This window comes from Thalassorhabdomicrobium marinisediminis, from assembly GCF_003072065.1.
In the GTDB taxonomy this organism is placed as follows: domain Bacteria; phylum Pseudomonadota; class Alphaproteobacteria; order Rhodobacterales; family Rhodobacteraceae; genus Octadecabacter; species Octadecabacter marinisediminis.
The window spans coordinates 421,561-446,326 of sequence record NZ_QCYG01000001.1 but is presented as its reverse complement, the minus strand read 5'-3'; the positions used below and the strand labels follow the sequence as shown (position 1 = coordinate 446,326).

The following is a 24,766-nucleotide window of genomic DNA, read 5'->3' as shown; positions in this document are numbered from 1 at the left end:
TGCTGCACTCTACCGCAACACGTCGAGCCTGCGCGCCACCGGTCCGCGGGTCCGCCGCACGTCTAGATCGTTCCAAAGCCGGGCCCCGTTGACATCGCGCACCGATACGAGGCGCAGCCCGGTGTCATCTTGCCACCCCGCAAGCGCGCCTGTTTCACGCAGCCTATCGATGTCGTAAATCGTGCAGCCCGTACGGGGGGACAAACGCTGGTTGGTGATCAACAGATCCGCGCCGCCACATCCGTCAAGGTCAGACACGGCGGTTTTGCCCCGAAGGTTGAGGATCGTCGCATCGCCGATCCGGGCGCGCACGGTTCGGTTCTGCTCGGGCAATCCGTCTCGCCTGAACGCCACCTCTTGTGGCACCGGCGCGCCGTCGTTCTCAAGCCAGACGGAAACCGCGAAGCTTTCGCCGCGCTCTTTTGAGACGGCACGCCCGCCCTCTGTCAGGACGCCGATGAGCGAACCGCTATCAGCTACGAGCAGTGCCGGACGCTCGGCCCCGTGCCAGAGAATGGCGCTCACGACCAAAGGGACCCCCCCCAACCCGCGCAGCGGACCCCGCCAAAGGACAAGGAACACTCCGCCAAGGGCGATCATCGCCAGGACATGCGGCGGCGGCGTCACCACGTGCTGCACCGCCCCGTCCTGCGCCGAAATGAACCGCGCGACGGCCAAGATCCACCGAAGGCCCAGGTCCATCGGCCATAGGCCCAACATCTCCAGCCCCAGCAGGCTCAGCACCGCCGCAAGCACCGCCGCGGGCATCACCAGAAGGCCCATCAACGGAACCGACAGCAGGTTCGCGACCAACCCGAGCCGGGCGATCTGATTGAAATGGTAGGCGGCGAAAGGCGCGGTGGCGAGCCCCGCCACGAGCGAGGAGACGAATACCGCCAGCAGGGGCCGCATCCAGCGTGGCACGCGGCTTTGGTCGACGCTGCGCAGCGCTGCAAAAACCGCTACGAGGGCTGCGGTGGCCGCGAACGACATCTGGAACCCCGGGCCCAGCAGTGCCTCGGGTCGCAAGGTCAGGACGATCAGAGCCGCGATTGCCACGGCGCGCAAGGTCATCGCGCGTCGGTCGAACAGCACCGCCGTCAGCATCACCGCGACCATGATGAAGGCCCGCTCCGTTGCAATGTTCCCGCCTGAGAGCGCCAGATAGAAGCCCGCAGCCCCCAGGGCGACCACGGCGGCGATTTTCTTGGTCGGCCAGCGCAAGGCCACATCGGGCATCAGGGCCAACCCGTAGCGCACCGTCGCAAAGACAAAGGCCGCGAGGATCCCCATGTGCATCCCCGAGATGGCCAGCAAATGTGCGAGGTTCGACGCCCGTAAGGCCTGCAGGCTCTCACGCTCCATCCCCGACCGATCGCCAGTCGTGATCGCGGCGGCAAAGGCACCGGAGGGTCCGGGAAGACGCGCTTGCACGGCGGCGCTGATGGACCGGCGCAAACGGTAGACCCAAAGGTCGGCCCCGCCCCGGGACGCCTGCGCCAAAAGCAGCGGTGTGCGCGTGTAACCGACCGCGCCCAGCCCCTCAAACCAGGCCATGCGCTGGAAATCAAAACCGCCTGGTTCAACCGGCCCGGACGGGGGCGACAGATGGCCGGTGGTCATCACCACCTGTCCCGGCGCGGGATCAAGAAACCCCTGCGAGCCGTGAAGCGAGACCCGCACCCGCGCCGGTGTACGCACCGGCGCCATGCGCGCCAGCACCACGCGGTCCAACGTCAGTCGCACGGCATCCGATTGGGAGCGGTCGATCGCGACGATCCGCCCCTCGATCGGGCCGAAATAGCGAAAGCCTAGAACGGGCTCGGCCACCAGATGCGCCCGCACCCCGGCCAGACCGAAACCCGCCAGCACGAGCGCCAGCGCGACAAGCGCCACCCGGCCTCGGTCCGGCAGGACCCCCTGCCCGATCAGCAGCATGAGGCCGGTCAGCAAGGCGGTCACGCAAAGACCTCCGGGCGGCTCAAACCGGATGAGAAAATAGCCTGCGATCCCGACGCCCAGACAGACCGGCGCCCAGCCGAACAGATGCCCCCCCTGTACGTGCACCTGATGCCAGACCCAACGAGCCGTCTGCACTTGTCCTCCCCCTCCGGCCTTAGTATCCCCCCGAGACCTCCATTCATCTTTTCCAAAGATGGTTAGCAAAAGGTTAAGATTTCATGTCCGCTACAGCCACCGCAGCCACCGAAACCCGCCCGGTCGTCACCCGTTTCGCACCCTCGCCCACCGGCGCGCTGCACATCGGCGGCGCGCGCACGGCGCTGTTCAACTGGCTTTATGCCCGCGGACGCGGTGGCAAGTTCCTGTTGCGGATCGAGGACACGGACAAGGCGCGCTCATCCGAGGCAAACACGCAAGCCATTCTGGACGGGCTGACGTGGCTCGGCCTCGACTGGGACGGCGAGCCGATCTCGCAGGCCGCGCGGGCCGAGCGGCATAAGGAGGTGGCCCACCAGATGCTGGCCGACGGGAGCGCCTACAAATGTTTCTCGACCCCGGAAGAGATCGAGGGCTTCCGCGAGGCAGCCCGCGCCAACAAGACCTCGACTCTGTTCCGCTCGCCCTGGCGCGACGTGGCCAAGGCTGATCACCCCGATCTGCCGTATGTGATCCGCATCAAGGCCCCACGCCAAGGGGAGACCACGCTGCACGACCGCGTGCAGGGGGATGTGACCTGGCAGAACGAGCAGCTCGACGACATGGTGCTGCTGCGCTCCGACGGCTCGCCGGTCTATATGCTGGCCGTCGTGGTCGACGATCACGACATGGGCGTGACCCATGTGATCCGCGGCGACGATCACCTTGCCAATGCGTTTCGCCAGAACATGATTTACGAGGCGATGGGCTGGGACAAGCCGGTGTTGGCGCATATTCCGCTGATCTTCGGGCCGGACGGCAAGAAGCTGTCAAAACGCCACGGGGCCACCGGTGCGGCCGAGTATCAGGCCATGGGCTATCCTGCGGCGGGCATGCGCAATTACCTCACGCGGTTGGGCTGGGCCCATGGTGATGCGGAATTCTTCACCGACGAACAGGCGCGCGACTGGTTCGACCTGGACGGCATCGGCAAAAGCCCCGCGCGCTTCGACTTCAAGAAGCTGGAAAATCTCTGTGGTCAGCACATGGCGGCCAGCGACAATGCTGCACTGCTGCATGAGCTTGAGGCCTTCCTTGAAGCGACCGGTCAGCTTCCCCTGACCGACGCCCAGAGTGACGCGATGTCACGGGCCATGGACAGCCTCAAGGAACGGGCCAAAACCTTCCCCGACCTGCTTGATAAAGCACACTTTTTGCTGATCGAACGGCCCGTGGTGCCGGATCAGAAGGCCGCCAAGGCGCTGGATGATGTGCACAAAGGTATACTGACAGAATTGACGCCGCAGTTGCAAAATGCTAGCTGGACCCGAGACGACCTTGAGGGGATCGTGGCCGCCCTTGCCGAGGCCCATGAGACCAAACTGGGCAAGCTGGCCGGCCCGCTGCGTGCAGCACTTGCCGGGCGTCCGGTTTCCCCTTCCGTCTTTGATATGATGCTGGTTCTTGGCCGCGATGAAACGATCGCCCGGATCAAGGACGCAACGCAGTAAGCTGCGTGCAGTGAACACAACCGGTCGCAACGTTTTGGTTACCAAACGGCGGTAACCGGCGGCAGACCAGAAGAAGCACAAACGCGCCCGCACCTTGGGGCTGCGTTCCGAGAAAGGGAACATTATGGCCGAAACCAGAACCGCGACACTGACCATTGATGGCACGTCTTACGAGCTGCCGATCCTGACCCCAACCGCAGGGCCCGAGGTGATCGACGTTCGCAAACTTTATGGTCAGGCCGGCGTGTTCACATATGACCCCGGTTTCACGTCCACCGCCGCCTGCGACAGCACAATCACCTTCATCGACGGCGACAAGGGTGAGCTTTTGCACCGCGGCTATCCGATCGAGCAACTGGCCAGCGAATCCCACTACCTTGAGGTGTGCTACGCGCTTCTTTACGGGGATCTGCCCTCAGCCGAACAGCTTGAGGAATTCGAAGCCCTCGTGACCAATCACACGATGATTCACGAGCAGATGCACAACTTCTTCCGGGGCTTCCGTCGCGATGCCCACCCCATGGCGACCATGGTCGGCGTGGTGGGCGCGATGTCGGCCTTCTATCACGACAGCACGGACATCAACGACGAAAACCAGCGCGAGGTCGCGTCGATCCGTCTGATCGCCAAGATGCCGACGATTGCGGCGATGGCCTACAAATATTCCATCGGTCAGCCCTTCGTCTATCCGCGCAACGATCTCGATTATGCGTCGAACTTCCTGCACATGTGTTTCAGCGTGCCCGCCGCCGAGTATGAGGTGAACCCGATCCTTGCCCGCGCCATGGACCGGATTTTCACCCTGCACGCGGATCACGAGCAAAACGCCTCGACTTCGACCGTGCGTCTGGCGTCGTCCTCCGGTGCGAACCCCTTTGCCTGCATCGCCGCCGGCATCGCCTGCCTTTGGGGGCCGGCCCACGGGGGCGCCAACCAGGCAACGCTGGAAATGCTCAAGGAAATCGGCACCGTCGACCGCATCCCCGAGTTCATCGCCCGCGCCAAGGACAAGAACGACAATTACCGCCTGATGGGCTTCGGCCACCGCGTTTACAAGAACTTCGACCCCCGTGCGACGGTGATGAAGGAAAGCGCCGATGAGGTGCTCGAACTTCTGGGGGTTGAGGATAACCCCCTGTTGCAGGTCGCGATGGAGCTGGAAAAGCAGGCCGTCGCCGACCCCTATTTCCAGGAAAAGAAGCTCTTCCCGAACGTCGATTTCTATTCCGGCATCATCCTCGAAGCGATGGGCTTCCCCACGTCGATGTTCACGCCGATCTTCGCCGTGGCCCGCACCGTGGGCTGGATTTCCCAGTGGAAAGAACAGCTTGCAGATCCGCAGCTGAAAATCGGCCGCCCGCGACAGCTCTACATGGGTGAGACGCAGCGCGATTACACCGACATCGAAAACCGCTAAAAGCGGCAAAAAGTGCCCCCCGGGAGTGATCCCGGGGGGCTTTTTCGTGCCTGTGGTTTGGCGCAGATGTTAACGCCCCTCATACTGCGGGGGGCGTTTTTGCAAGAAGGCCTGCACCCCTTCCTGAAAGTCCCGCGTCTGCCCGCATTCCCCCTGAAGCTGGGCTTCCACGGCGAGTTGCCCGTCCAGCGTATTGTCGAAAGACCCACGGATCGCCGCCTTGACCCGCGCATAGGTCGCCGTCGGCCCCTGCGCCAAATGGGCGGCTCGAGCGGCCACATGGGCCTCGAAATCAGCGGCGGGCACCGCTTCGTAGATCATGCCCCAATCCGCCGCCTGCCGTCCGGTGATTTTGTCCGCGAAGAGCGCCGCCCCCATGGCCTTGGCCGCCCCCATCTGGCGCGGCAGCCAATAGGTGCCGCCGGCGTCGGGGATCAGACCGATGCGGGTAAAGGCCTGAATGAACGCGGCTTCTTCGGCGGCAATCACCACATCCGCCGCCAGCGCAAGGTTGGCACCGGCCCCGGCGGCCACACCTTGAACGGCCGAAATCGTCGGGATCGCACAGTCGAAGATCGCCTTGAGCATGGGCACGTATTCGTCCCGCAAGGTCGCCTCAAGATCAAGGCTTGCCGCGTTGCCCCCATCGGCGAGGTCCTGACCGGAACAAAAGGCATCGCCTGCGCCGGTGAGGATCAGCACGCGGGCGGCGCCTTCGGCGGCTTTGACCGCGTCGGTGATCTCCCCGCGCATCTGGGTGTTAAGGGCGTTTTTCACCTGCGGACGGTTCAGCGTCAGCGTGGCGACGTCGTCGGCGATGGTCAGGCGGATGGTTTGGTAATCCATGGGGCGTCCTTTGCAATGTCTCGGCCGAGTGTATCGCAGTGATCCCGGGCCGAAAGCCCGAACCCTCCGTCACTTTGCCCCCACGGATAAACCTGCTTGGCTATGGATCGCGCTGCATTATCTCGTCAATGCGGGCCTGTTCCTCGGCGCTCAGGGGATCGGCGCCCCCGGCGGTTGCGCGGCTGCGCACGCTGACAAAGGCCACGCCACCGGCAATAATCAGCATCAGCGGGGCCGCGATCCAGAGCAGCAGGTTCGCCCCCTCGACCCGCGGCTTGAGCAGGATGTAGGTCCCGTAGCGGTCCACCAGATATTGCACGGCCTCTTCATCGGTGTCCCCAGTCACCAGCCGCTCCCGCAGGAGCAGCCGCAGGTCGCGCGAGATGTCGGCGTTGCTCTCGTCGATGCTCTCATTGCGGCAGACCGGGCAGCGCAGGCCTTCGGAAAGGCTGCGGGCCCGCGCCTCAAGCGCCGGATCGTTGAGCATTTCGTCCGGTTGCACGGCGAAGGTCGGCGTGACCAGCAAGGACAGGATCAGGACCAGCCATTTCATTCCGCCGGCACCCCTTCAGGCTTGCGCCGCGCCGCACCTGCGGCCACCCGCAAGCGTCGGTCGGAGAGCGAGATGAAGCCCCCCAGCGCCATCAGGATCGCGCCGCCCCAGATCCAGTTCGCGAAAGGTTTGATGTAGGAACGCACGGCCCAACCTCCCGCGCTTTGCGCGTCGCCCAGCACCACATAGACATCGCGCAGCACCCCGTTGCGGATCCCCGCTTCGGTCGTGGGCATGCCGGCCACCGGATAGGTGCGTTTCTCGGGATAGAGGTGCCCCACCTCGCGCCCGTTGCGGAACACGGTCATGTCGGCCCGCTCGGCGAAATAGTTCGGGCCGTCAACGTTGTCGACGGAATTGAGCTGAATGGAGTGAATGCCCACATCCCAGCGGTCGCCCACCTGCGCCACGCGGATGTCCTCATCCTCCCACGCCATAAGCGCGGCAATGGCGAAAATGGTGATGCCAAGGCCCGCATGGGCGGTGAACTTGCCCCAGTCGGCGCGCGGCAGGCGGCGCAGGCGCGACAGACGGTTGCCCATCGCCCCCCGCCCGGTGCGCAGCCACAGGTCCATCGCGGCCCCGCCCACGACCCAGACACCCAGCACGACGCCCACAGGCCCCATGGCGCTGCGTCCGGTTTGCAAAGCGAAGGCCAGCGCGCCAAGGGCGATGGCCAGACCCGCAACCGGTAGCATCGGCGCTGCGGCCCGGCGCAGGCTGCCGCGTTTCCACGCCAGCACCGCGCCCACGGGAAGGATTACCGCCAAAGCCACGAAGAACGGGGTGAAGGCTGCGTTGAAGAACGGCGGCCCGACCGAGACCTGTTCAGGCTTTGAGAACAGCCCCATCGTATAGAACGGATTCTCGATCAGAGAGCCTCCGACCTGCCACATGGACCGGGCCGAAGCGAGTTCGACCACCAGCGGCCAGATCGTCCCGACGAAGACCACGAAACAGGAGACGGCCAACAGGACGTTGTTCGTCACCAGCGCCGTCTCGCGGCTGACCATGCCGAAGACGCCCTTGGCCTCCATCGCCGTGGCCCGCCACGCAAACAGCAGCAAGCCGCCGCCCACGAAGACCCCGAGGATGGCGAGGATGAACACCCCCCGTTCCGGATCGTTGGCGAACGCATGGACTGAAGTCAGCACCCCGGAGCGCACGATAAACGTCCCCAGAAGCGAGAAGCCGAAGGCGAGGATCGCCAGCAGGATCGTCCAGGCTTTCAGGCTTTCGCGTTTCTCGACCACGATGGCCGAGTGCAACAGCGCCGCCGCCAGAAGCCATGGCATGAAGCTTGCGTTCTCCACCGGGTCCCAGAACCAGAAGCCGCCCCAGCCCAATTCGTAATAGGCCCACCACGATCCCAGCGCGATGCCGATGGTCAGAAACACCCAAGCCGCCAGCGTCCAGGGCCGGACCCAGCGCCCCCATGCGGCATCGACCCGCCCTTCAAGCAGGGCGGCGATGGCGAAGGAGAAGGCCATGGAAAGGCCCACATAGCCCAGATACAAAAACGGCGGGTGAAACGCGAGGCCGGGGTCCTGCAACAGCGGGTTGAGGTCGCGGCCATCGAAGGGCGGAAACTCCAGCCGTTCAAACGGGTTCGAGGTGAAAAGGATAAAGGCGTAGAAGGCGACGCTCACCGCCGCCTGAACGGCCAGCACGCGGGCCTGCAGGCTGCGCGGCAGGTTGCCACCGAACCAGGCCGCACAGGCGCCGAACAGCGTCAGGATCAGCAACCACAGCAACATCGAACCTTCGTGATTGCCCCAAACGCCAGAGATCTTGTAAAGCATCGGCTTAGCGGAATGGCTGTTGGCAAAGACCAGCCGGACCGAAAAGTCCGAGACCACAAAGGCATAGGTCAGCGCCAGAAAGCTAAAGGCCATCAGTGCGAATTGCGTCGTTGCCGCCGGATGCGCCATGGCCATCCAGCCGCGCCAGCCCTTGTGGGCGCCCCAAAGGGGCACGATCATCTGCACCACGCCCACAAGCGCCGCCAGAATCAATGCGAAATGTCCAAGCTCTACAATCATGTCGCGCAGTATAACCGCCTCGAGCCCGTGAACCAGCGGTTCCGGCGCGGGCACACGGGGCGAAACGTCACGCCTGCGTGAGGGTCAGCGCCGCGCAGCGGTCCAGTCCTGCAGCGCCGGATTGTCCTGCGGCGTCACAGCCGCTTGCGTGGTCGCGGCCGAGGGCGCGGTGTCGGCGATCTGCGGCGTGGTCGCGCGCAAGGCCTCAAGCGCGCGGGTGTTCTCGACCACCGTGGGTACGCGGGCCAATGTCTGCGCGATGGAACGCTGGAATTCTTGCGTGTGCGCCTGATGCCGTGCGCCGAAGTAGAAGCTGACGATCGCCCCCATGAGCCACCACAAAGGGTCCGGCACCAGCGAAATCCCCTGCATCCGCGTAGAGAACCACACCGGATCAACCATGGCGACCACGAACAGCCCGATGGTGCCGAAGGCCAGCAAGGGGCGCGGCAACCGATTCAGCCCATCCATCAGACGGTCGAACCGGCCCACGCGGGCAACGGCGAACTCCGCCGCGTATTGCTGCAGGGCCTGTTCGCGCAAAGCCGCATCGCGGGCCGCGCCCTTCTCGCTGTTTTCGCGGAAGACTTCCGCCGTCTCGACGATCACGTTGCGCCCGCCGCCGAAGATTGTGGTGAAGATCCGGTCGATCAATCCCATTGTGCCGTCCTTTCGCGATGCTGCGCCTCGGTCAGGTGGTAGCGCTCAGAGATGAACGCCTCGGCCCGTTTGATCCAGCCGCCTTTCCCCCCATCCCGCCGTCTTGCGTATTTGCGGCTGCGCGGGCGCGCGTCAGCCAACGCGTAGTAGTAGTTGCGCCGGGCAATCCCGTAGGCGTCGACGAAATGATCCGGCGCGGCCTGCATCCCTTGGGCGGCAGCCGCGCGGGTTTGCGGCCCGATCACGCCCTCCACCGCAACCTCGATCCGCATGTCGCACAGCAGCCGTTGCAGGATGCGCACCGCATTGGCGCCCGCGTTCACATACATATCGAACACCGACGGCTGGACGGGCGCCGGCAATTGGTCGATCCGCGGCCTGCGGTAATAATGATCCACGAAAATGCGCGTTGCCTGAGCGCGGGTGAGAAGCTGCACGTCGCGGGTGGTCACCTCTCCGTCGCGGTCCAGATCAAGGCCGAGGCGGCGCATGGTGTGGATCGTCACGCCGTGGTTCGTGGCCCCGCCCGGGTCATCGGGATCGTTGACGAAGCCCCCCTCGCGGGCGACGATTTCATTGGCAATGTCTTCGACAGTCTGCATCTTTCCCCCAGCATCCCGGGGCGCATGTCCCCGATGACGTGGCAGGATGCAGATGCAGGGTTAACCGGTGGTAGCGGGGGCGGCCGTTGCGTCGGTTTTGGCTGCGTCTTGCGGCTCGCAGAAGTTCTGCTGCTCGTGCATGTTCTCGACCTCGGCCGGCATGTAGGTCTCATCATGTTTGGCAAGGATTTCAACAGCTTCAAAGGTGCCATTGATGTAGCGTCCCTGCCCGACCATGCCCTGACCCTCTTCGAACAGACTGGGCAGAATGCCGTCGTAGCTTACCGGAACCGCGTTGTAGCAATCGGTGACAACGAATGAGACCTTGGTGCCCTGACCGCGCTGGATTGATCCGGCCTGTACCATGCCGCCGATGCGGAACAGCTCGCTTTCGGCGGGGGGCGCGTCGACCACCTCCGTGGGCGAGCGGAAGAACTGGAATGAGTCGTCGGGCAGGAACCACAGCACCGACAGCATCGCGACGATACAGGCAATCGCGATTGAAATGATCTGGATGCGTCGGGTTTTCTTGAGCGATCTCATGAGCTTGTCATCCGTTCTTTACGGGAACAACGGGGCCATCATCAGCCCTTCGGTTTCCGGCAGTCCCAACATCAGGTTGGCGTTCTGCAAGGCCTGCCCGCTGGAGCCCTTGGTCAGATTGTCGAGCGCCGCAATCACGATGGCGTGCCCGTCGCGCCGGTCCGCGACAACGCCGATATGACAGAAATTCGAGCCGCGCACATGGCGGATCGACGGGTGCTCGTTCATGGGAAGCACTTCGATGAACGTCTCATTCACATAGCGGATTTCCAGAGCCTTATGAATGGCTTTTGGGTCGCCCTTCACGTAAGTGGTCGCCAGAATACCGCGGTTCGCAGGGATCAGATGTGGCGTGAACTGGACCTGCACGGGCCGTCCGGCCAAAGCGGAGAACTCCTGATCGAACTCGCCCAGATGCCGGTGGGTGCCACCGACCGCATAGGCGTGGGCCCCTTCGGACAATTCCGCGTGCAGCAGGTTTTCCTTCAGCGACCGGCCGGCCCCAGAAACCGCGCATTTGAGGTCCATGATGATCTCGTCCAGATTAATCACCCCGGCCGAAATCAACGGCCGCAGGGCGAATTGCCCGGTGGCCGCGTTGCAACCGGTGCCTGCCACCAGTCGCGCCTTGGCAATTTCGTCGCGGTAGAACTCGGTGAGGCCGTAGACCGCCTCTTCCTGCAGCTCCGGGGCGGCGTGATCGTTGCCGTACCACGTCTTGTAGGCCTGCGGATCGCGTAGCCGGAAATCGGCACTCAGATCGACGATCTTGAGGTCCCGCGGCAGTTTGGCGATCACCTCTTGGCTGGTCTTGTGTGGCAGCGCGCAGAAAGCCAAATCGATGCCGGCGAAATCCACATCCTCGATGGTGGTGAGGGTCGGCAGATCAAGGTGGCGCAGATGCGGAAAGACCTGCGCCATGCTCTGGCCCGCCTTAGAGTTCCCCGACAGCGCCGCAATCTCGATCGACGGGTGCGACGCGATCAGCCGCACAAGCTCGGCCCCGGTATAGCCCGACGCCCCCAGAATGGCGATTTTATACGTCATATCAAATCCTTCGCGCGCAAATGTCGCGCTCCATGTTATGTCTTAGCGGGTCTTCAGTCGGCCTGGAATGTGATCTGTCGTCGCAGGAACTGGGTCGCCCGGTCACTGACCTTTTTCGGGTCGCCCGAGGTCAGGAACGCAGCCTCTCCTCCGCCGACCATCTCGGGGCGCCGGTCGAGGTAATGCGCGAGGCTCTCGGCCACCAGATCGGCTTGGCTGAACACCTTTACATCTGGCCCCAAAGCCGTCTGGAATTCGTTTTCAAGCAATGGGTAATGGGTGCAGCCCAGCACGGCGGCATCGGGGTTCGGCATCTTGCGCTTGAGCGCCTCGACATGGGAGTTCACCAGCGCTTCGGCCAGGATCATGTCCCCCTCTTCGATGGCATCGACCACGCCGCCGCAGGCCTGCGCTTCCACGTCAACGCCCACCGCACGGAACGCCAGTTCCCGCTGGAAGGCGCGGCTCGAGACCGTGGCGGGCGTGGCGAAAAGCGCCACGTGTTTGGTGCCCACCTCGCGTGGGGGGGAATTGTCGCCCCAGTCCCGCTCGGTCAGCGCCTCGATCAACGGCACGAAAACGCCCAGAACGCGCTTGCCCTCGGGGACCCAACCTTCCTGCATCCGGCGCAGGGCGGCCGCCGAGGCCGTGTTGCAGGCGAGGATCACCAGATCGCAGCCCGCGTCGAACAGCTTCTGGGTGGCGGCTGTCGTCAGCTCATAGATGTCATCGGCCGTGCGCACCCCGTATGGCGCGTGGGCGCTGTCTGCGTAATAGATGAAGGGCACGTCCGGCAGGCGCTTTTGCACCGCGTCCAGCACCGTCAATCCCCCCAGACCGCTGTCGAAAATCCCTACTGCCATCACATGCCTTTCTGCTTGCTGTTCGGCACAGGCATAGGGCGCTTTGCGCGGGAAATCCATACGCGACCGTGCCGATCTCTGGCGCTATCTCGGGGCTATTCGGCGGCGGCCCGCCCTTGGGGGGCGCGCAAGGTGGCGAGCAATTCCTCGCGCCGTTTCGCAGCCTTCGCTGCGTTGGCCTGTTTCACCGGACCGAAGCCGCGAATCTCGAGCGGGAGTTTCGCAAGCGCCAGCGCCGCCTCATGGGTGTCGGAGCGCACAGCGTCGCGCACGAAGGCCATGTCGCCTTCATATTCTGTGATCAGCCCGCGTTCCATGCGCCGTTCTTCAGTGCGCCCGAACGGGTCAAAAGCGGTGCCGCGCAACCCCTTGAGCCGCGCCAGAAGCGGGAAGAGCTTTGCGGTGATCTGCGGCATGGCGATCTTCGCCGGACGCCCGCGTGGACCCTTGCGTGCCAAAAGCGGCGGGGCGAGGTGGTGGGTCAGTTTCAGATCCCCGTCAAACTCGGCCTGCGCCTGTTTGCGGGTGTCGACCAGCAGCCTCGCAACCTCGTATTCGTCCTTGTAGGACAGCAGTTTATGGTAGCCCAAAGCGACCGCTTCGCGCAGGTCCCCGTCGAAGGTGTCGACGAAATCGGTGTAGCGTTTGGCATATGCGGCGTTCTGGTAGCGGGTCAGATGGTCTGCGCGGAAGGCGATTTTCTCGTCCACGGTTTTCGGCATTGCGATCTCATCGGGGCGGATCACGCGGGCGGCGTCTTCAGGGTGCAGCACAGCCCAACGGCCATAGTCGAACGCCTGTTTGTTGCGCGCGACAGCGGTGCCGTTGAGCTCGAGCGCTGCGTGGATCGCCCCAAGCGACACGGGCAGCGCGCCCATCTGCCAGACCGCCCCGAACACCATCATGTTCGAGAAAATCGCATCCCCCATCAGCGCGCGGGCAAGGTCCGAGGCGTCGAACAGCGCCAGATTGTCCTGCAACCGCGCCTGCAAGGCCACCTCGAGCTGGTCGGTGGGGAGCTGGAAATGGGTGTTGCGGGTGAAATCGCCGGTGATGATCTCATGGCTGTTGACCACGCCTCGGGTGCGGCCGGTGGACATCAGCCCCAGCGTCTTGGCACCGGCAGAGACCACAAGATCGCCCCCGATAAGCGCATCGCATTCGCCGGTCGCCACGCGGATCGCCGCAATGTCGTCGGGGTGTTCGGCGATGCGGCAATGGATATGCACCGCGCCGCCCTTCTGGGCCAATCCCGCCATTTCCATCATGCCCGCGGCCTTGCCATCCACATGGGCGGCCATGGCCAGCACCGCGCCGATGGTCACGACGCCGGTGCCACCAACGCCGGTGATCACCACGTTGTGGGTGCCGTTGATCGCTGGCAGCTTCGGCTCTGGCAGGTGCGGCAGGTCGATCTCGGCTGTGGCGGCTTTCTTCAGCTGCGCGCCTTCCACGGTGACGAAGGACGGGCAGAAACCATCGACGCAGGAATAATCCTTGTTGCAGGACGATTGATCAATCGCGCGTTTGCGGCCCAGTTCGGTCTCCACCGGCACGATCGAGACGCAGTTCGACTGCACCCCGCAATCGCCGCAGCCTTCACAGACGTCGGTGTTGATGAACACGCGTTTGTCGGGGTCGGGGAACTGGCCCCGTTTGCGGCGGCGGCGTTTCTCGGCCGCGCAGGTCTGCACATAAACAAGCGCCGAGACGCCTTTGACCTTGCTGAGCTTTTCCTGAACCTCGTCAAGGTGCTCGCGCGTGGAAACCGCGACCCCAGCGGGGATGGTGGACAGGTCCAGACCCTCTTTGGGGTCGTGGACCAGATGCACGGTCTTGACCCCCATGGCGAGAAGCTCGCGGCAGATCTGGTCGGCATTGAGGTCGCCGTCATTGTGCTGCCCGCCGGTCATGGCGACCGCATCGTTGTAGAGGATCTTGTAGGTGATGTTGGTGCCCGCCATCAGCGCAAAGCGAATGGCCTGCACGCCGGAGTGGTTGTAGGTGCCGTCTCCGAGGTTCTGGAACACATGCTCGCGGGTGGAGAACGGCGCTTCGCCCACCCAGTTCGCCCCCTCGCCGCCCATCTGGGTGAAGCCCACGGTGTCGCGCTCCATCCATTGCACCATGTAATGACAGCCGATGCCCGCATAGGCGCGGTCGCCCTCGGGGACACGGGTCGAGGTGTTGTGCGGACAGCCGGAGCAGAAATACGGCAGGCGGGCGGCGATCTCTTCGGCGTTGTCGGCACGTTTGGCGGCGTCGAGGCGGGCGAGCCCCGCGTCGATCCCGTCGGTGCCGCAGCCCTCTTCCTTGAAGATCATGCCCAGCTTCTCGGCAATCCAGACCGGATCGAGCGCATGGCGCGTGGGGAAAAGTTCCACCTGCCGCCCGTGCTCCCAGGTGTCGCCCTTGTGCCAGCCATAGACGCGGCGCCCGTTGCGGTCGTCGAAGATCGCTTCCTTGATTTGCACTTCCAACAGTTTGCGCTTTTCCTCAACCACGATGATAAGGTCGAGGTCCACCGCCCATTCGTGGAAGCTCTCGGCGTCCAGCGGCCAGACCTGCGCGACTTTATAAAGCGAGATGCCAAGCCGCCTGCCCTCGTCCTTGTCGATGCCCAGCAGCGACATGGCGTGCACCACGTCGAGCCAGTTCTTGCCCGCCGCGACGATCCCGATCTTCGCCCCCTCGCGCGGCCAGACGGCCTTGTCGATGCGGTTGGCGCGGGCGAAGGCCTCGGCGGCGAAGCGCTTGTAGTCGATCATCCGCGCCTCTTGCGCGACGGGCGTGTCGACCAGCCGGATGTTCAGCCCGCCCTCGGGCATCTCGAACTCCGGCGCAACGAATTGCATCCGGTGCGGGTCGCCGTCGACGACGCTCGTGACCTCGATGGTGTCCTTCATCGTTTTCAGACCCACCCAGACCCCCGCAAAACGCGACATCTCATAGGCATAGACGCCCAGATCGAGGATCTCCTGCACCCCCGCCGGAGAGACGATGGGCATATAGGCATCGACCATCGCCCAGTCGGATTGGTGCAGCGTGGTGGAGCTTTCGCCGGTGTGATCGTCGCCCATGGCCATGACAACGCCGCCATGTTTCGACGCGCCCGCCATGTTGGCGTGGCGCATGACGTCACCGCTGCGGTCCACCCCGGGGCCTTTGCCATACCAAAGCCCGAAGACGCCGTCGTGCGTCCCCTCGCCCCGCAACTCGGCCTGCTGGCTGCCCCAAAGCGCAGTGGCGGCAAGGTCTTCGTTCAAGCCGCGCTGGAACGTCACCTTGGCCTCGGTCAGGATTTTCTCGGCCTGCTCCATGGTCAGATCGACCGCCCCCAGCGGAGAGCCGCGATAGCCGGTGACGTAGCCCGCGGTATTGAGCCCCCGCGCGGTGTCGCGGGCCTTTTGCATCAACATCAACCGCACCAGCGCCTGCGTCCCGTTCAGCAGAACCTGCGATTTGCCAAGGTCAAAGCGGTCACTCAGACTGATATTGTGATAGGTCATGGGCAGCGCCTCCCAACGCTGGTATCACGGGCAGGCCGCGATCCTGTTGGCTCCATCATAGGTCACACCTGCTGACCTACCAAAGGATTTTCCGGCCATTTTCACGGAATGAAACAGTCATAGCGGTTTGCGCAATAAACGCATAATGTGCGCCGCAAAGATGAACCAAAGGAAACCCGATGGATTGGGACAAGCTACGAATCTTTCACGCTGTGGCGGATGCCGGATCGCTGACCCATGCCGGCGACACCTTGCACCTGTCGCAATCGGCCGTGTCGCGCCAGATCCGGGGGCTGGAAGAATCACTTTCGACGATTCTGTTCCACCGCCACGCGCGCGGATTGATCCTGACCGAACAGGGCGAATTGCTGTTCGATGCCACCAAGGCCATGTCGCGCAGGCTGGACGCCGCAAGCGCGCGGATCAAGGACAGCGCGGAAGAGGTTTTCGGAGAGTTGAAGGTCACGACGACCACCGGCTTCGGCACGCTCTGGCTCGCCCCGCGCCTGCCCGCCCTTTATGAGAAATACCCAGACCTGAACATCGACCTGATGCTTGAGGAACGGGTGCTGGACCTCCCCATGCGCGAGGCGGACGTCGCCATCCGCATGAAAGAGCCGTCGCAGGCCGACCTGATCCGCAAGCGGTTGATGACCGTCACCATGCGGCTTTACGCGTCGCAATCCTATCTCGATCATGCGGGCGCGGCCAACGTCGAAGAGGATATCGCACGGCACCGGCTGATCTGTCAGAACCCGACGGCGTTTCAGGTCGCAGCGGGGGCCAAGATGACCAAACAGCTTTTGCACGACTACCGGCCCAACGTGCTGCACGTGAACAATTACTTCGGCGTGTTGCAGGCTGTCGTCAGCGGGCTGGGCATCGGCGTGCTGCCCGACTACGTGACCGAGGATTTCCCCTCGTTGGTGCGGGTCGTGCCCGAGTTGGAAAGCAACGATGTGCCCGTCTACCTCGCCTACCCCGAGGAGCTGCGCCGCTCGAAACGCATCCGCGCCTTCCGCGACTTCGTCCAGGATGAGGTGATCGCCTACCGCAAGACCATGCGCGACGGGCAGAACGCCTTGTCGCAAGTCACCACCTAAGGGGCAAGCGCGCCGCCCCCCGGCCCAAATTCCCGACACTTCCTGTCGTGCTCTATGCGTCACACGCATAGCGGCTATGAGCGCCCGGGCCTCCATTTGCCTTGAATGGAAGGACGCCAAAATATATTACAGAGGCATAGGGCGATGCGTCGCTCTATACCTCCCTGTTGGACTTTGCCGGGCCTTGTGCCCGGCTTTCTTTTTTCCAGCACCCGGATAAGGTGTTGCGGGACAGCGGGGGCCATATGATTACCGACATCGAAGACTACTTCTCAAAGGGGTGCGGCCGCTGCAAACGGTTCGACACACCGGCCTGTTCCGTGGCCAAATGGCACGATGGGGTGATCGTTCTACGGCGTATCTGTCTTGACGCAGGACTGTCCGAACACGTCAAATGGGGCCATCCCGTCTATATGCACGCAGGCCACAACATCGCGATGATCGGGGCGTTCCAGAACGATTTCCGTTTCACGTATATGAACGCGAGCTTGTTGAAAGACCCCGAGGGCATACTCGAAGCGCCTGGCCCCAACACCAAGACAAGGAGCATGGTGCGCTTTTCGGATTGTCGAACGGTCGAGGCCATGGCCCCGGTGCTCGCCGCCTATCTCGAAGAGGCAAAGGAATACGCCGACAAGGGTCTTAAGCCGCCCAAGACTGTCAAAGACCATAACGTGCCCGACGAATTGACCGATGCATTGGACGCCGATCCTGAACTCGCCGACGCCTTCGCAGCCCTGACCCCAGGTCGCAAACGCGGCTACTACATGCACATCGGCAGCGCCAAACAAAGCGTCACCCGCGCCCGCCGCATCGAGAAGCTGCGTCCGCAAATTTTCGCCGGCAAGGGGTTCAACGAACGTTAGCCCGCCATTTCAAGGACTTGGGCGGCGCTCATAGGCCTGAGCGACACCGCACCCGCGAAACCTGTCAGCAAATTCCTGCACAGTCCCAAAGCCCCCGGAAACTCATGGCCGGGGCAGCCGTTCCTTTCGCGACCGAAGCGGACACAGCAAATTCACCCCCGCTTCGGACACAAAAAGAAGGAGGCTCTATGTCCTTTGCAAAATTCCTCACCACCACCGCCGCAGCCGGCCTGCTCGCCACGTCCACCGTCGCGCAAGAGGTTGGCACCCAAAGCAGCGTTGATGCGGGCGCCAACGTGGACGCCACGACATCCGCTGGCACGGTTGGGGTCGGAACCGACCTGACGGCGAACGCCAACGCCAACGTCGATGGCACCGGCACGGCAGGCGGTGGCGACACCGATACGATAGTCACCGCACAGGCTGACGTCGCCACCGATATCACGGAAGAAAGCGACTTTCACGGCAATACCGTGGTTCTGACCGACGGCACGGTCGTCGGCACCGTGGATCAGGTGATGCTTGAGGCCAAGAACAAGCAGCAGATCTTCGTCGAGATCGACGACGCGCTTGAGACCGAGGTCGAGCGCTTCAGCGTGATGATGGATGCCGACGCCACGAGCGACGGCGAAATTTCCATCGCGCAGACCGAGGCGGACTTCCTCGCCAATCTCGAAGGCCAGCTCGACACCCAAGGGTAATGGCCCCCCGCGCTCCGGTGTTGCGGCACCGGGGCGCACCCCTTCGTGCAGCGCAGGGCACCCTTGATGTTGCCCATTCGCGCCCCTTGGCATAAAGGGTGCGCCAAGCATCCGAGGGGACACATATGCAAGATCCGGCCATCACACCCGACCTGATTTCAGCCCATGGGCTATCGGACACGGAATATGACCGAATCCTCGACATCATCGGACGCGAGCCGACGTTTACCGAGCTTGGCATCTTCTCGGCCATGTGGAACGAACATTGTTCCTACAAATCCTCGAAAAAGTGGCTGCGCACCTTGCCTACGACCGGCCCGCAAGTGATCTGCGGCCCCGGTGAGAATGCGGGCATCGTCGATATCGGCGATGGCCAATGCATTGTTTTCAAGATGGAAAGCCACAACCACCCCAGCTACATCGAACCCTATCAGGGTGCGGCGACCGGCGTGGGCGGCATCCTGCGCGATGTTTTCACCATGGGCGCGCGGCCCATCGCGGCGATGAACGCGCTCAGCTTCGGTGAGCCGGACCACCCCAAGACGCGGCAGCTTGTGCACGGCGTCGTCGAAGGCGTCGGCGGCTATGGCAACTGTTTCGGCGTGCCCACGGTCGGCGGTGAGGTGCGGTTCCACCCGGCCTACAACGGCAACTGCCTTGTGAACGCTTTCGCTGCGGGTCTGGCGGACACCGACAAAATTTTCTACTCCGCCGCGTCGGGCGTCGGCATGCCCGTGGTCTATCTGGGGGCCAAAACCGGCCGCGACGGCGTTGGTGGTGCGACCATGGCCAGCGCCGAATTCGATGACACCATCGAGGACAAGCGCCCCACGGTGCAGGTGGGCGACCCTTTCACCGAAAAGCGTCTGATGGAGGCGACGCTGGAACTGATGGCGACCGGCGCGGTGATCTCGATTCAGGACATGGGGGCCGCGGGGCTGACCTGTTCGGCGGTCGAGATGGGCGACAAGGGCGGGCTGGGCGTGAAGCTCAACCTCGAGAACGTGCCACAGCGCGAGCCTGATATGACCGCCTATGAAATGATGCTGTCGGAAAGTCAGGAACGCATGTTGATGGTGCTCAAGCCCGAGCTTGAGGCCGAAGCCCGCGCCGTGTTCGAGAAATGGGACCTCGACTTCGCCATCGTGGGCGAGACCATCGCCGAAGATCGCTTCCTGATCCTGCACAACGGTGAGGTGAAGGCCGATCTGCCGCTGGCGACCCTGTCCGGCTCCGCCCCCGAATACGACCGGCCTTGGGTTGAGACGCCCGCCGCCGAGCCGCTGGCCGACGTGCCCAACATCGACCCGATCGATGGGCTGCGGGCGCTGCTGTCCACGCCGAATTATGCTGCGAAACAATGGGTGTATGAGCAATACGACAGTCAGGTGATGGCCGACACCGTGCGCGCTCCGGGCCTCGGCGCGGGCATCGTGCGGGTGCATGGCACCGACAAGGCCGTGGCCTTCACCTCGGACGTCACACCGCGCTACGTCAAGGCCAACCCCGAACGCGGCGGCGCACAGGCGGTGGCCGAGGCCTATCGCAACCTTACGGCCGTGGGCGCGAAGCCGCTGGCGACCACCGACAACATGAACTTCGGCAACCCCGAAAAGCCCGAGATCATGGGCCAGTTCGTGGGCGCGATCAAAGGCATCGGGGCGGCGGTCAAGGCGCTCGACATGCCCATCGTCTCGGGCAATGTCTCGCTTTACAACGAGACCGACGGTCAGGGCATCCTGCCCACCCCGACCATCGGCGCCGTGGGCTTGATCGACCATCCGGACGACATCATCGGCGGCACCGCGCGCGACGGGCACGTCGCCCTGCTGATCGGAGAGACCGAGGGCCATCTGGGGCAATCCGCGCTTCTGGCGGAGGTGTTCAACCGCGAGGAAGGCGACGCGCCCGAGGTTGATCTTGAGGCCGAGAAGCGCAACGGCGATTTCATCCGCGACAACCGCCAGTGGATCGACGCCTGCACCGATCTCTCCGACGGCGGCCTTGCGCTTGCGGCGTTCGAGATGGCCGAGGCCGCTGGCACCGGCGTGACGTTGGACGCAGGCGACACGCCCACCCTGTTCGGAGAGGATCAGGCCCGCTACCTCGTGGCTTGCAACTTCGACAAGGCCGAGGCGCTGATGATCGCCGCCGGTCAGGCTGGCGTTCCGGTGACCACCGTGGGCCGTTTCCACGGCGACCTTGTGACCATGGGCGGCGCTTCGGCCCCCCTGTCAGAGCTGACGGACATCTTCCGCAACACCTTCGCCGACACCTTCGCCTGAGACGCACCCCGGCGCGGTCCGGGGCGGCACGTTCAAAGCGCGGACCGGACGTCCGGCGGGCCGATCCGCCGCAGGTGCGCCCCCTTGCGGGGGATCGCCGCGCCGCCTACATTCACGCCAAACGACAGGAAATTTCTATGCCCATCACTGCCCATGAAATCGAAACCCTGCTGCGGGAGGCGTTTCCCGACGCGAAGATCACCGTGCAAGGCGACGACGGCGCGCATTTCGCCGCCGAAGTCATCGACGCGAGCTTCGCCGGTAAGAACCGCGTGCAGCAACAACGCGCCGTTTATGCCGCGCTCAAGGGCAAGATGGACGGCTCTAATGGTGAGCTTCACGCATTGGCCCTGACGACCAAGGCCCCCAGCTAATTCCGCATCATGCGGACGACACCGACTTAAAGGACAGACTATGACCGCAGAAACCCAGATCAAGGAAACCGTGACCAACAACGACGTGGTGTTGTTCATGAAGGGCACGAAATCCATGCCGCAGTGCGGGTTCTCGTCCCGCGTGGCGGGCGTGCTGAATTTCATGGGTGTCGAATATCAGGACGTGAACGTGCTGGCGGATGAAGAAATCCGGCAGGGCATCAAGGACTATTCCGACTGGCCCACGATCCCGCAGCTTTACGTCAAAGGCGAATTCGTCGGCGGCTGCGACATCATTACGGAAATGACGCTTTCCGGTGAGCTGGACACCCTGTTCAGCGAAAATGGCGTGACCTTCGACAAGGACGCCGCCGACAAGATCCGCGAAGCCAACGCCTGATTGGATCACGGGGGCGCGCCGCGCCGCACCGGACACAATAAAACGCCGCCCCGAGTTATGTCTCGGGGCGGCGTTTCTTTCTTGTAACAGTCGGTTAGCCTGCGGCCTTCGCTTCAACCTCATCAGCCAGTGCTTCGGCCTTGGCGGCGATGTCGGACAGGCGCTCGACGGTCTGGGCGGGGATCACCGGCACCTCGATCCGCTGCGGCTCCGGCGCTTGGGTCGGGGCGCTGTCGATCTGCGCTTGCAACTCCGCGATGCGGGCCTCGGCCTCGCGCAGCTTGTCCTCAAGCCCCGCCGTGCGGTCGGCAAGCAACAGGCCTGCCATCAGCAGCATCCGGCTTTCCGGCATGCGGCCGATCTGGGTGGAGAGCGACGAGGCCTCGACATCGAGCATCGCCGCCGCCGTCATCAGGAATTGCTCTTCCCCGTCCTGACAGGCGACCTCGAAGTTGCGGCCGCCGATGGTGATCTCAACCTGTGGCATCGCGGGCCTCCTGTTCGATGATTGGTTTTAATTCGTCCAGAATGGCGTCCATCTCGGCGGCATCGGCGGACTGGGTGGCGCGCAGGGCCTCGAGTTCGGCCAGCATGGCCTTGTTGACCAGATGCGCCTCGCTCACCCCCGCGCTCACAGCCTCGCGCAGTTGGGTGTTGATGTCGCGCAACTCGGCGTTGACCTGCCGCAGCCGCTGCAATTCGCGGTCCATTCGCGCCGAGCGGGTGCGCCCCGCCTCAACGTTGCTTTCCAGCTCGGCCAGCTTGCCGTCCTGCCGTTCCTTGAGCAGTTTGACACGTTCGACCAGTTGCGCGTTGGCGGTCTCCTCTTCATCCAGCTTCGCGGTCAGCTCCGCGATGCGGGCCTCGGCGTCGCTTGTGTCTGCGGCGGCGGGACGTTCGGCAAGGGTCCGGGTCCCCTGCCGGATCCGGTCCAACGCGGCTGTCAAACGTGTTTCAATCAATGAAAGATCGGTCATTCGCCTGTCCTTTCGGGGACCATGCTGCGCAGGTCGCCCTGTTGCTGCCGTGGGCCCATGCCTCGAATCGCGCCCGCTTTGTTTCAGCCTATGCCAAAGCCCGCAAAGCGGCAAACCACGAAAACCCAGCCAATACAGCAGACTATGGCCCAGCCTTCACCCAAGCCCGCTTGTTGCCTTGATCTTGGGCACGGGCTTGATATGACCTGCGTCAAGCGCAACGCTGGTATATGGTATAAAGGACCGCTCTCCGTGGACATCGAGACCCTTCGCAAAGACCACCCCGATCACTGGATGCGCGCCGCTGCCATCCGCACCCTGACACTGGACGCCGTCGCCGCCGCCAATTCCGGCCATTCGGGCATGCCCATGGGCATGGCTGACGTCGCCACGGTGCTGTTCCAGAACCACCTGCGGTTCGACCCCAAGGCACCGCTCTGGCCCGACCGGGACCGGTTCATCCTGTCGGCGGGGCATGGCTCCATGCTGCTGTATTCGCTGCTGCACCTGACGGGGTATGAGCAGTTCCCGCTGGATGAGATCAAGAATTTCCGCCAGCTCGGCGCGCGCACCGCGGGCCACCCCGAGAATTTCCTCGCCGACGCGATCGAGACGACGACCGGCCCGCTGGGGCAAGGTCTGGCCAATTCCGTAGGCTTCGCCATCGCCGAAGAGATGCTGCGCGCGCGCTTCGGGAAATCCGTCGTCAACCACCACACTTATGTGATCGCCGGCGACGGCTGCCTGATGGAAGGCATCAGCCAGGAGGCCATCGGCCTTGCGGGGATGCAGAAGCTCGGCCACCTGATCTGCTTCTTCGACAACAACAACATCACCATCGACGGCACCGTCGATCTGGCGGACATCACCGACCAGAGCAAACGGTTCGAAGCTTCGGGTTGGCACGTGCTCGAGATTGACGGCCACGATCCCGTCGCCATTGACGAGGCGATCACCGCCGCCAAGGCCGAGACCGGCCGCCCGACGATGATCAACTGCCGCACCCATATCGCCTTGGGCCACGCCGCGCAGGACACCTCGAAAGGGCATGGTGCGCTGACCAACGAAGAGCAGTTGCAGGCCACGAAAGAGGCTTACGGCTGGCCCTACGGCCCCTTCGAAATCCCCGCCGACATCAAGTCCCAGTGGGAAGACATGGGCAAGCGCGGTGCCGAGGCCCGCGCCGATTGGCAGGGCCGGTTCGAGAAGCTCTCCAAGACCAAGCAGGACGAGTTCAACCGCGCATTGAACCTTGAGGCGCCCAAAAAGCTCTCCGCCACGATCAAGGCCTTCAAGAAGCAGGCCTCCGAGGCGGGCAAGAAAGCGGCGACGCGGGCCAGCTCGGAGAGCGTGCTTGAGGTGGTTAACCCGATCATGTGGGAAACCGTCGGCGGCTCCGCCGATCTGACCGGCTCGAACAATACCAAGACCTCCGATCTTGGCGTCTTCACGCCGGAGAACCGCGACGGGCGCTACATCCACTACGGCATCCGCGAGCACGGCATGGCGGCGGCGATGAACGGCATGGCGCTGCACGGCGGCATCCGACCCTATGGCGGCACATTCATGTGTTTCACCGACTACGCGCGCGGAGCGATGCGGCTGTCGGCGCTGATGGAGGTGCCGACCGTCTATGTGATGACCCATGACAGCATCGGCCTTGGCGAAGACGGGCCAACCCACCAGCCGGTCGAGCACCTCGCCATGCTGCGGGCCACGCCGAACACCCGCGTGTTCCGCCCAGCCGACAGCGTTGAGGTGGCCGAAGCCTGGGAACTGGCGCTGACGTCCAAAAAGACACCTTCGGTGCTGGCGCTCTCGCGTCAGGGGCTGCCGCTGGTGCGGACCGAGCACAAGACCAAAAACCTCACCGCGCAGGGCGCCTATGTGCTGGCCGATGCGGAGAACGGCAAACGTCAGGCGATCCTGATGGCCACGGGCTCGGAAGTCTCCGTCGCCATGGCCGCGCGCGACATTCTCGAGGGCGAAGGCATCGGCACCCGTGTCGTCTCCATGCCCTGTTGGGAGCTCTTCGAGGAGCAGGATGAGAAGATCCGCAAGCGCGTCCTGCCCGCCGGTCCCGTGCGCGTCGCGATCGAGGCGGGCGTGCGTCACGGTTGGGACAAGTGGCTGCTGGGCGAGCGCGGGCGCGAGAACAAGGCCGGTTTCGTCGGTATGGACCGCTTCGGCGCATCGGCCCCTGCCGAAGTCCTGTTCGAGCGTTTCGACATCACCGCTGAAGCCACCGCGCAGAAGGTCCGTGATCTGCTGGGCTAGGAACCCCACGAGAAAAACGATATGACATGCGCGGGCCACTTTCCTTATGGATTGTGGCCCGCGTCCTGTCTGCTAGGCTTCCTCAGACCCTTG

The 24,766-nt window shown here is 63.8% G+C and carries 21 protein-coding genes; 9 read left to right on the top strand and 12 right to left on the bottom strand.

Annotation, left to right across the window (positions count from 1 at the left end; all coding sequences use genetic code 11):
• Positions 1-9 precede the first annotated feature (9 nt).
• Positions 10-2,097 carry a ComEC/Rec2 family competence protein gene (locus DC363_RS02180; RefSeq protein WP_108639471.1) on the bottom strand — a complete coding sequence of 696 codons (2,088 nt, stop codon included), beginning with the start codon at positions 2,095-2,097 and terminating at the stop codon, positions 10-12.
• A gap of 83 nt (positions 2,098-2,180) precedes the next feature.
• Between DC363_RS02180 and gltX the strand changes: the two genes are divergently transcribed.
• Together gltX and gltA are read left to right on the top strand one after the other, a co-directional pair.
• Positions 2,181-3,608 (top strand): glutamate--tRNA ligase, encoded by a 1,428-nt coding sequence (gene gltX, locus DC363_RS02175; RefSeq protein ID WP_108639470.1) that lies wholly within the window; start codon positions 2,181-2,183, stop codon positions 3,606-3,608.
• A gap of 124 nt (positions 3,609-3,732) precedes the next feature.
• Positions 3,733-5,025: a citrate synthase gene (gene gltA, locus DC363_RS02170; protein ID WP_108639469.1), complete on the top strand. Its 1,293-nt coding sequence runs from the start codon at positions 3,733-3,735 to the stop codon at positions 5,023-5,025.
• A 69-nt stretch (positions 5,026-5,094) separates the two neighbouring features.
• Here gltA and DC363_RS02165 read toward each other — a convergent pair whose 3' ends face one another.
• The 9 genes from DC363_RS02165 to DC363_RS02125 all read right to left on the bottom strand — a co-directional run bounded on the left by DC363_RS02165 (position 5,095) and on the right by DC363_RS02125 (position 15,690).
• The gene (locus DC363_RS02165; protein WP_108639468.1) at positions 5,095-5,871 is read right to left on the bottom strand and encodes an enoyl-CoA hydratase-related protein; all 777 of its coding nucleotides are present in this window, start codon (positions 5,869-5,871) and stop codon (positions 5,095-5,097) included.
• A gap of 100 nt (positions 5,872-5,971) precedes the next feature.
• Complete coding sequence (locus DC363_RS02160) at positions 5,972-6,424, bottom strand: cytochrome c-type biogenesis protein (RefSeq protein WP_108639467.1); 453 nt, start codon at positions 6,422-6,424, stop codon at positions 5,972-5,974.
• Positions 6,421-8,466 (bottom strand): heme lyase CcmF/NrfE family subunit, encoded by a 2,046-nt coding sequence (locus DC363_RS02155; protein ID WP_108639543.1) that lies wholly within the window; start codon positions 8,464-8,466, stop codon positions 6,421-6,423. The genes DC363_RS02160 and DC363_RS02155 overlap by 4 nt, the downstream gene beginning before the upstream one ends.
• Positions 8,467-8,550: 84 nt before the next feature.
• Positions 8,551-9,126, bottom strand: a complete 576-nt coding sequence (locus DC363_RS02150; RefSeq protein WP_108639466.1) for a holin family protein — start codon at positions 9,124-9,126, stop codon at positions 8,551-8,553.
• Entirely contained in the window at positions 9,117-9,728 is a 612-nt protein-coding gene (locus DC363_RS02145) for a holin-associated N-acetylmuramidase (protein WP_108639465.1), read from the bottom strand. The genes DC363_RS02150 and DC363_RS02145 overlap by 10 nt, the downstream gene beginning before the upstream one ends.
• Before the next feature lie 60 nt (positions 9,729-9,788).
• Entirely contained in the window at positions 9,789-10,271 is a 483-nt protein-coding gene (gene ccmE / locus DC363_RS02140) for a cytochrome c maturation protein CcmE (RefSeq protein WP_108639464.1), read from the bottom strand.
• Between the two features lie 18 nt (positions 10,272-10,289).
• On the bottom strand, positions 10,290-11,318 hold the full coding sequence (gene argC / locus DC363_RS02135; RefSeq protein ID WP_108639463.1) for an N-acetyl-gamma-glutamyl-phosphate reductase: 1,029 nt from the start codon (positions 11,316-11,318) through the stop codon (positions 10,290-10,292).
• Positions 11,319-11,371: 53 nt separating this feature from the next.
• Positions 11,372-12,181 carry a glutamate racemase gene (gene murI / locus DC363_RS02130; protein WP_108639542.1) on the bottom strand — a complete coding sequence of 270 codons (810 nt, stop codon included), beginning with the start codon at positions 12,179-12,181 and terminating at the stop codon, positions 11,372-11,374.
• Positions 12,182-12,276: 95 nt separating this feature from the next.
• Entirely contained in the window at positions 12,277-15,690 is a 3,414-nt protein-coding gene (locus tag DC363_RS02125) for an indolepyruvate ferredoxin oxidoreductase family protein (RefSeq protein WP_108639462.1), read from the bottom strand.
• Positions 15,691-15,869: 179 nt separating this feature from the next.
• On the opposite strand from DC363_RS02125, the gene DC363_RS02120 reads away from it, so the two are divergent.
• The 6 genes from DC363_RS02120 (at position 15,870) to grxD (ending at position 21,419) form a co-directional block, all read left to right on the top strand.
• Positions 15,870-16,793: a LysR family transcriptional regulator gene (locus DC363_RS02120; protein ID WP_108639461.1), complete on the top strand. Its 924-nt coding sequence runs from the start codon at positions 15,870-15,872 to the stop codon at positions 16,791-16,793.
• A gap of 245 nt (positions 16,794-17,038) precedes the next feature.
• Positions 17,039-17,659, top strand: coding sequence for a YdeI/OmpD-associated family protein (locus DC363_RS02115; protein WP_108639460.1), 621 nt, complete (start codon positions 17,039-17,041; stop codon positions 17,657-17,659).
• A 188-nt stretch (positions 17,660-17,847) separates the two neighbouring features.
• Positions 17,848-18,360: a hypothetical protein gene (locus tag DC363_RS02110; RefSeq protein WP_108639459.1), complete on the top strand. Its 513-nt coding sequence runs from the start codon at positions 17,848-17,850 to the stop codon at positions 18,358-18,360.
• Positions 18,361-18,485: 125 nt separating this feature from the next.
• Positions 18,486-20,645, top strand: coding sequence for a phosphoribosylformylglycinamidine synthase subunit PurL (gene purL / locus DC363_RS02105; protein WP_108639458.1), 2,160 nt, complete (start codon positions 18,486-18,488; stop codon positions 20,643-20,645).
• A 137-nt stretch (positions 20,646-20,782) separates the two neighbouring features.
• Positions 20,783-21,019 carry a BolA/IbaG family iron-sulfur metabolism protein gene (locus DC363_RS02100; protein ID WP_108639457.1) on the top strand — a complete coding sequence of 79 codons (237 nt, stop codon included), beginning with the start codon at positions 20,783-20,785 and terminating at the stop codon, positions 21,017-21,019.
• Positions 21,020-21,059: 40 nt separating this feature from the next.
• Entirely contained in the window at positions 21,060-21,419 is a 360-nt protein-coding gene (grxD, locus tag DC363_RS02095) for a Grx4 family monothiol glutaredoxin (protein WP_108639456.1), read from the top strand.
• Positions 21,420-21,513: 94 nt separating this feature from the next.
• Here grxD and DC363_RS02090 read toward each other — a convergent pair whose 3' ends face one another.
• Both DC363_RS02090 and DC363_RS02085 read right to left on the bottom strand, forming a co-directional pair.
• Positions 21,514-21,906 (bottom strand): cell division protein ZapA, encoded by a 393-nt coding sequence (locus tag DC363_RS02090; RefSeq protein ID WP_108639455.1) that lies wholly within the window; start codon positions 21,904-21,906, stop codon positions 21,514-21,516.
• A complete protein-coding gene (locus DC363_RS02085; protein ID WP_108639454.1) occupies positions 21,893-22,396 on the bottom strand; it encodes a hypothetical protein in 504 nt (167 codons plus the stop codon). Before DC363_RS02085 ends, DC363_RS02090 begins: the two co-directional genes overlap by 14 nt.
• A gap of 252 nt (positions 22,397-22,648) precedes the next feature.
• On the opposite strand from DC363_RS02085, the gene tkt reads away from it, so the two are divergent.
• The gene (tkt, locus tag DC363_RS02080) at positions 22,649-24,673 is read left to right on the top strand and encodes a transketolase (RefSeq protein WP_108639453.1); all 2,025 of its coding nucleotides are present in this window, start codon (positions 22,649-22,651) and stop codon (positions 24,671-24,673) included.
• Positions 24,674-24,766 lie beyond the last annotated feature (93 nt).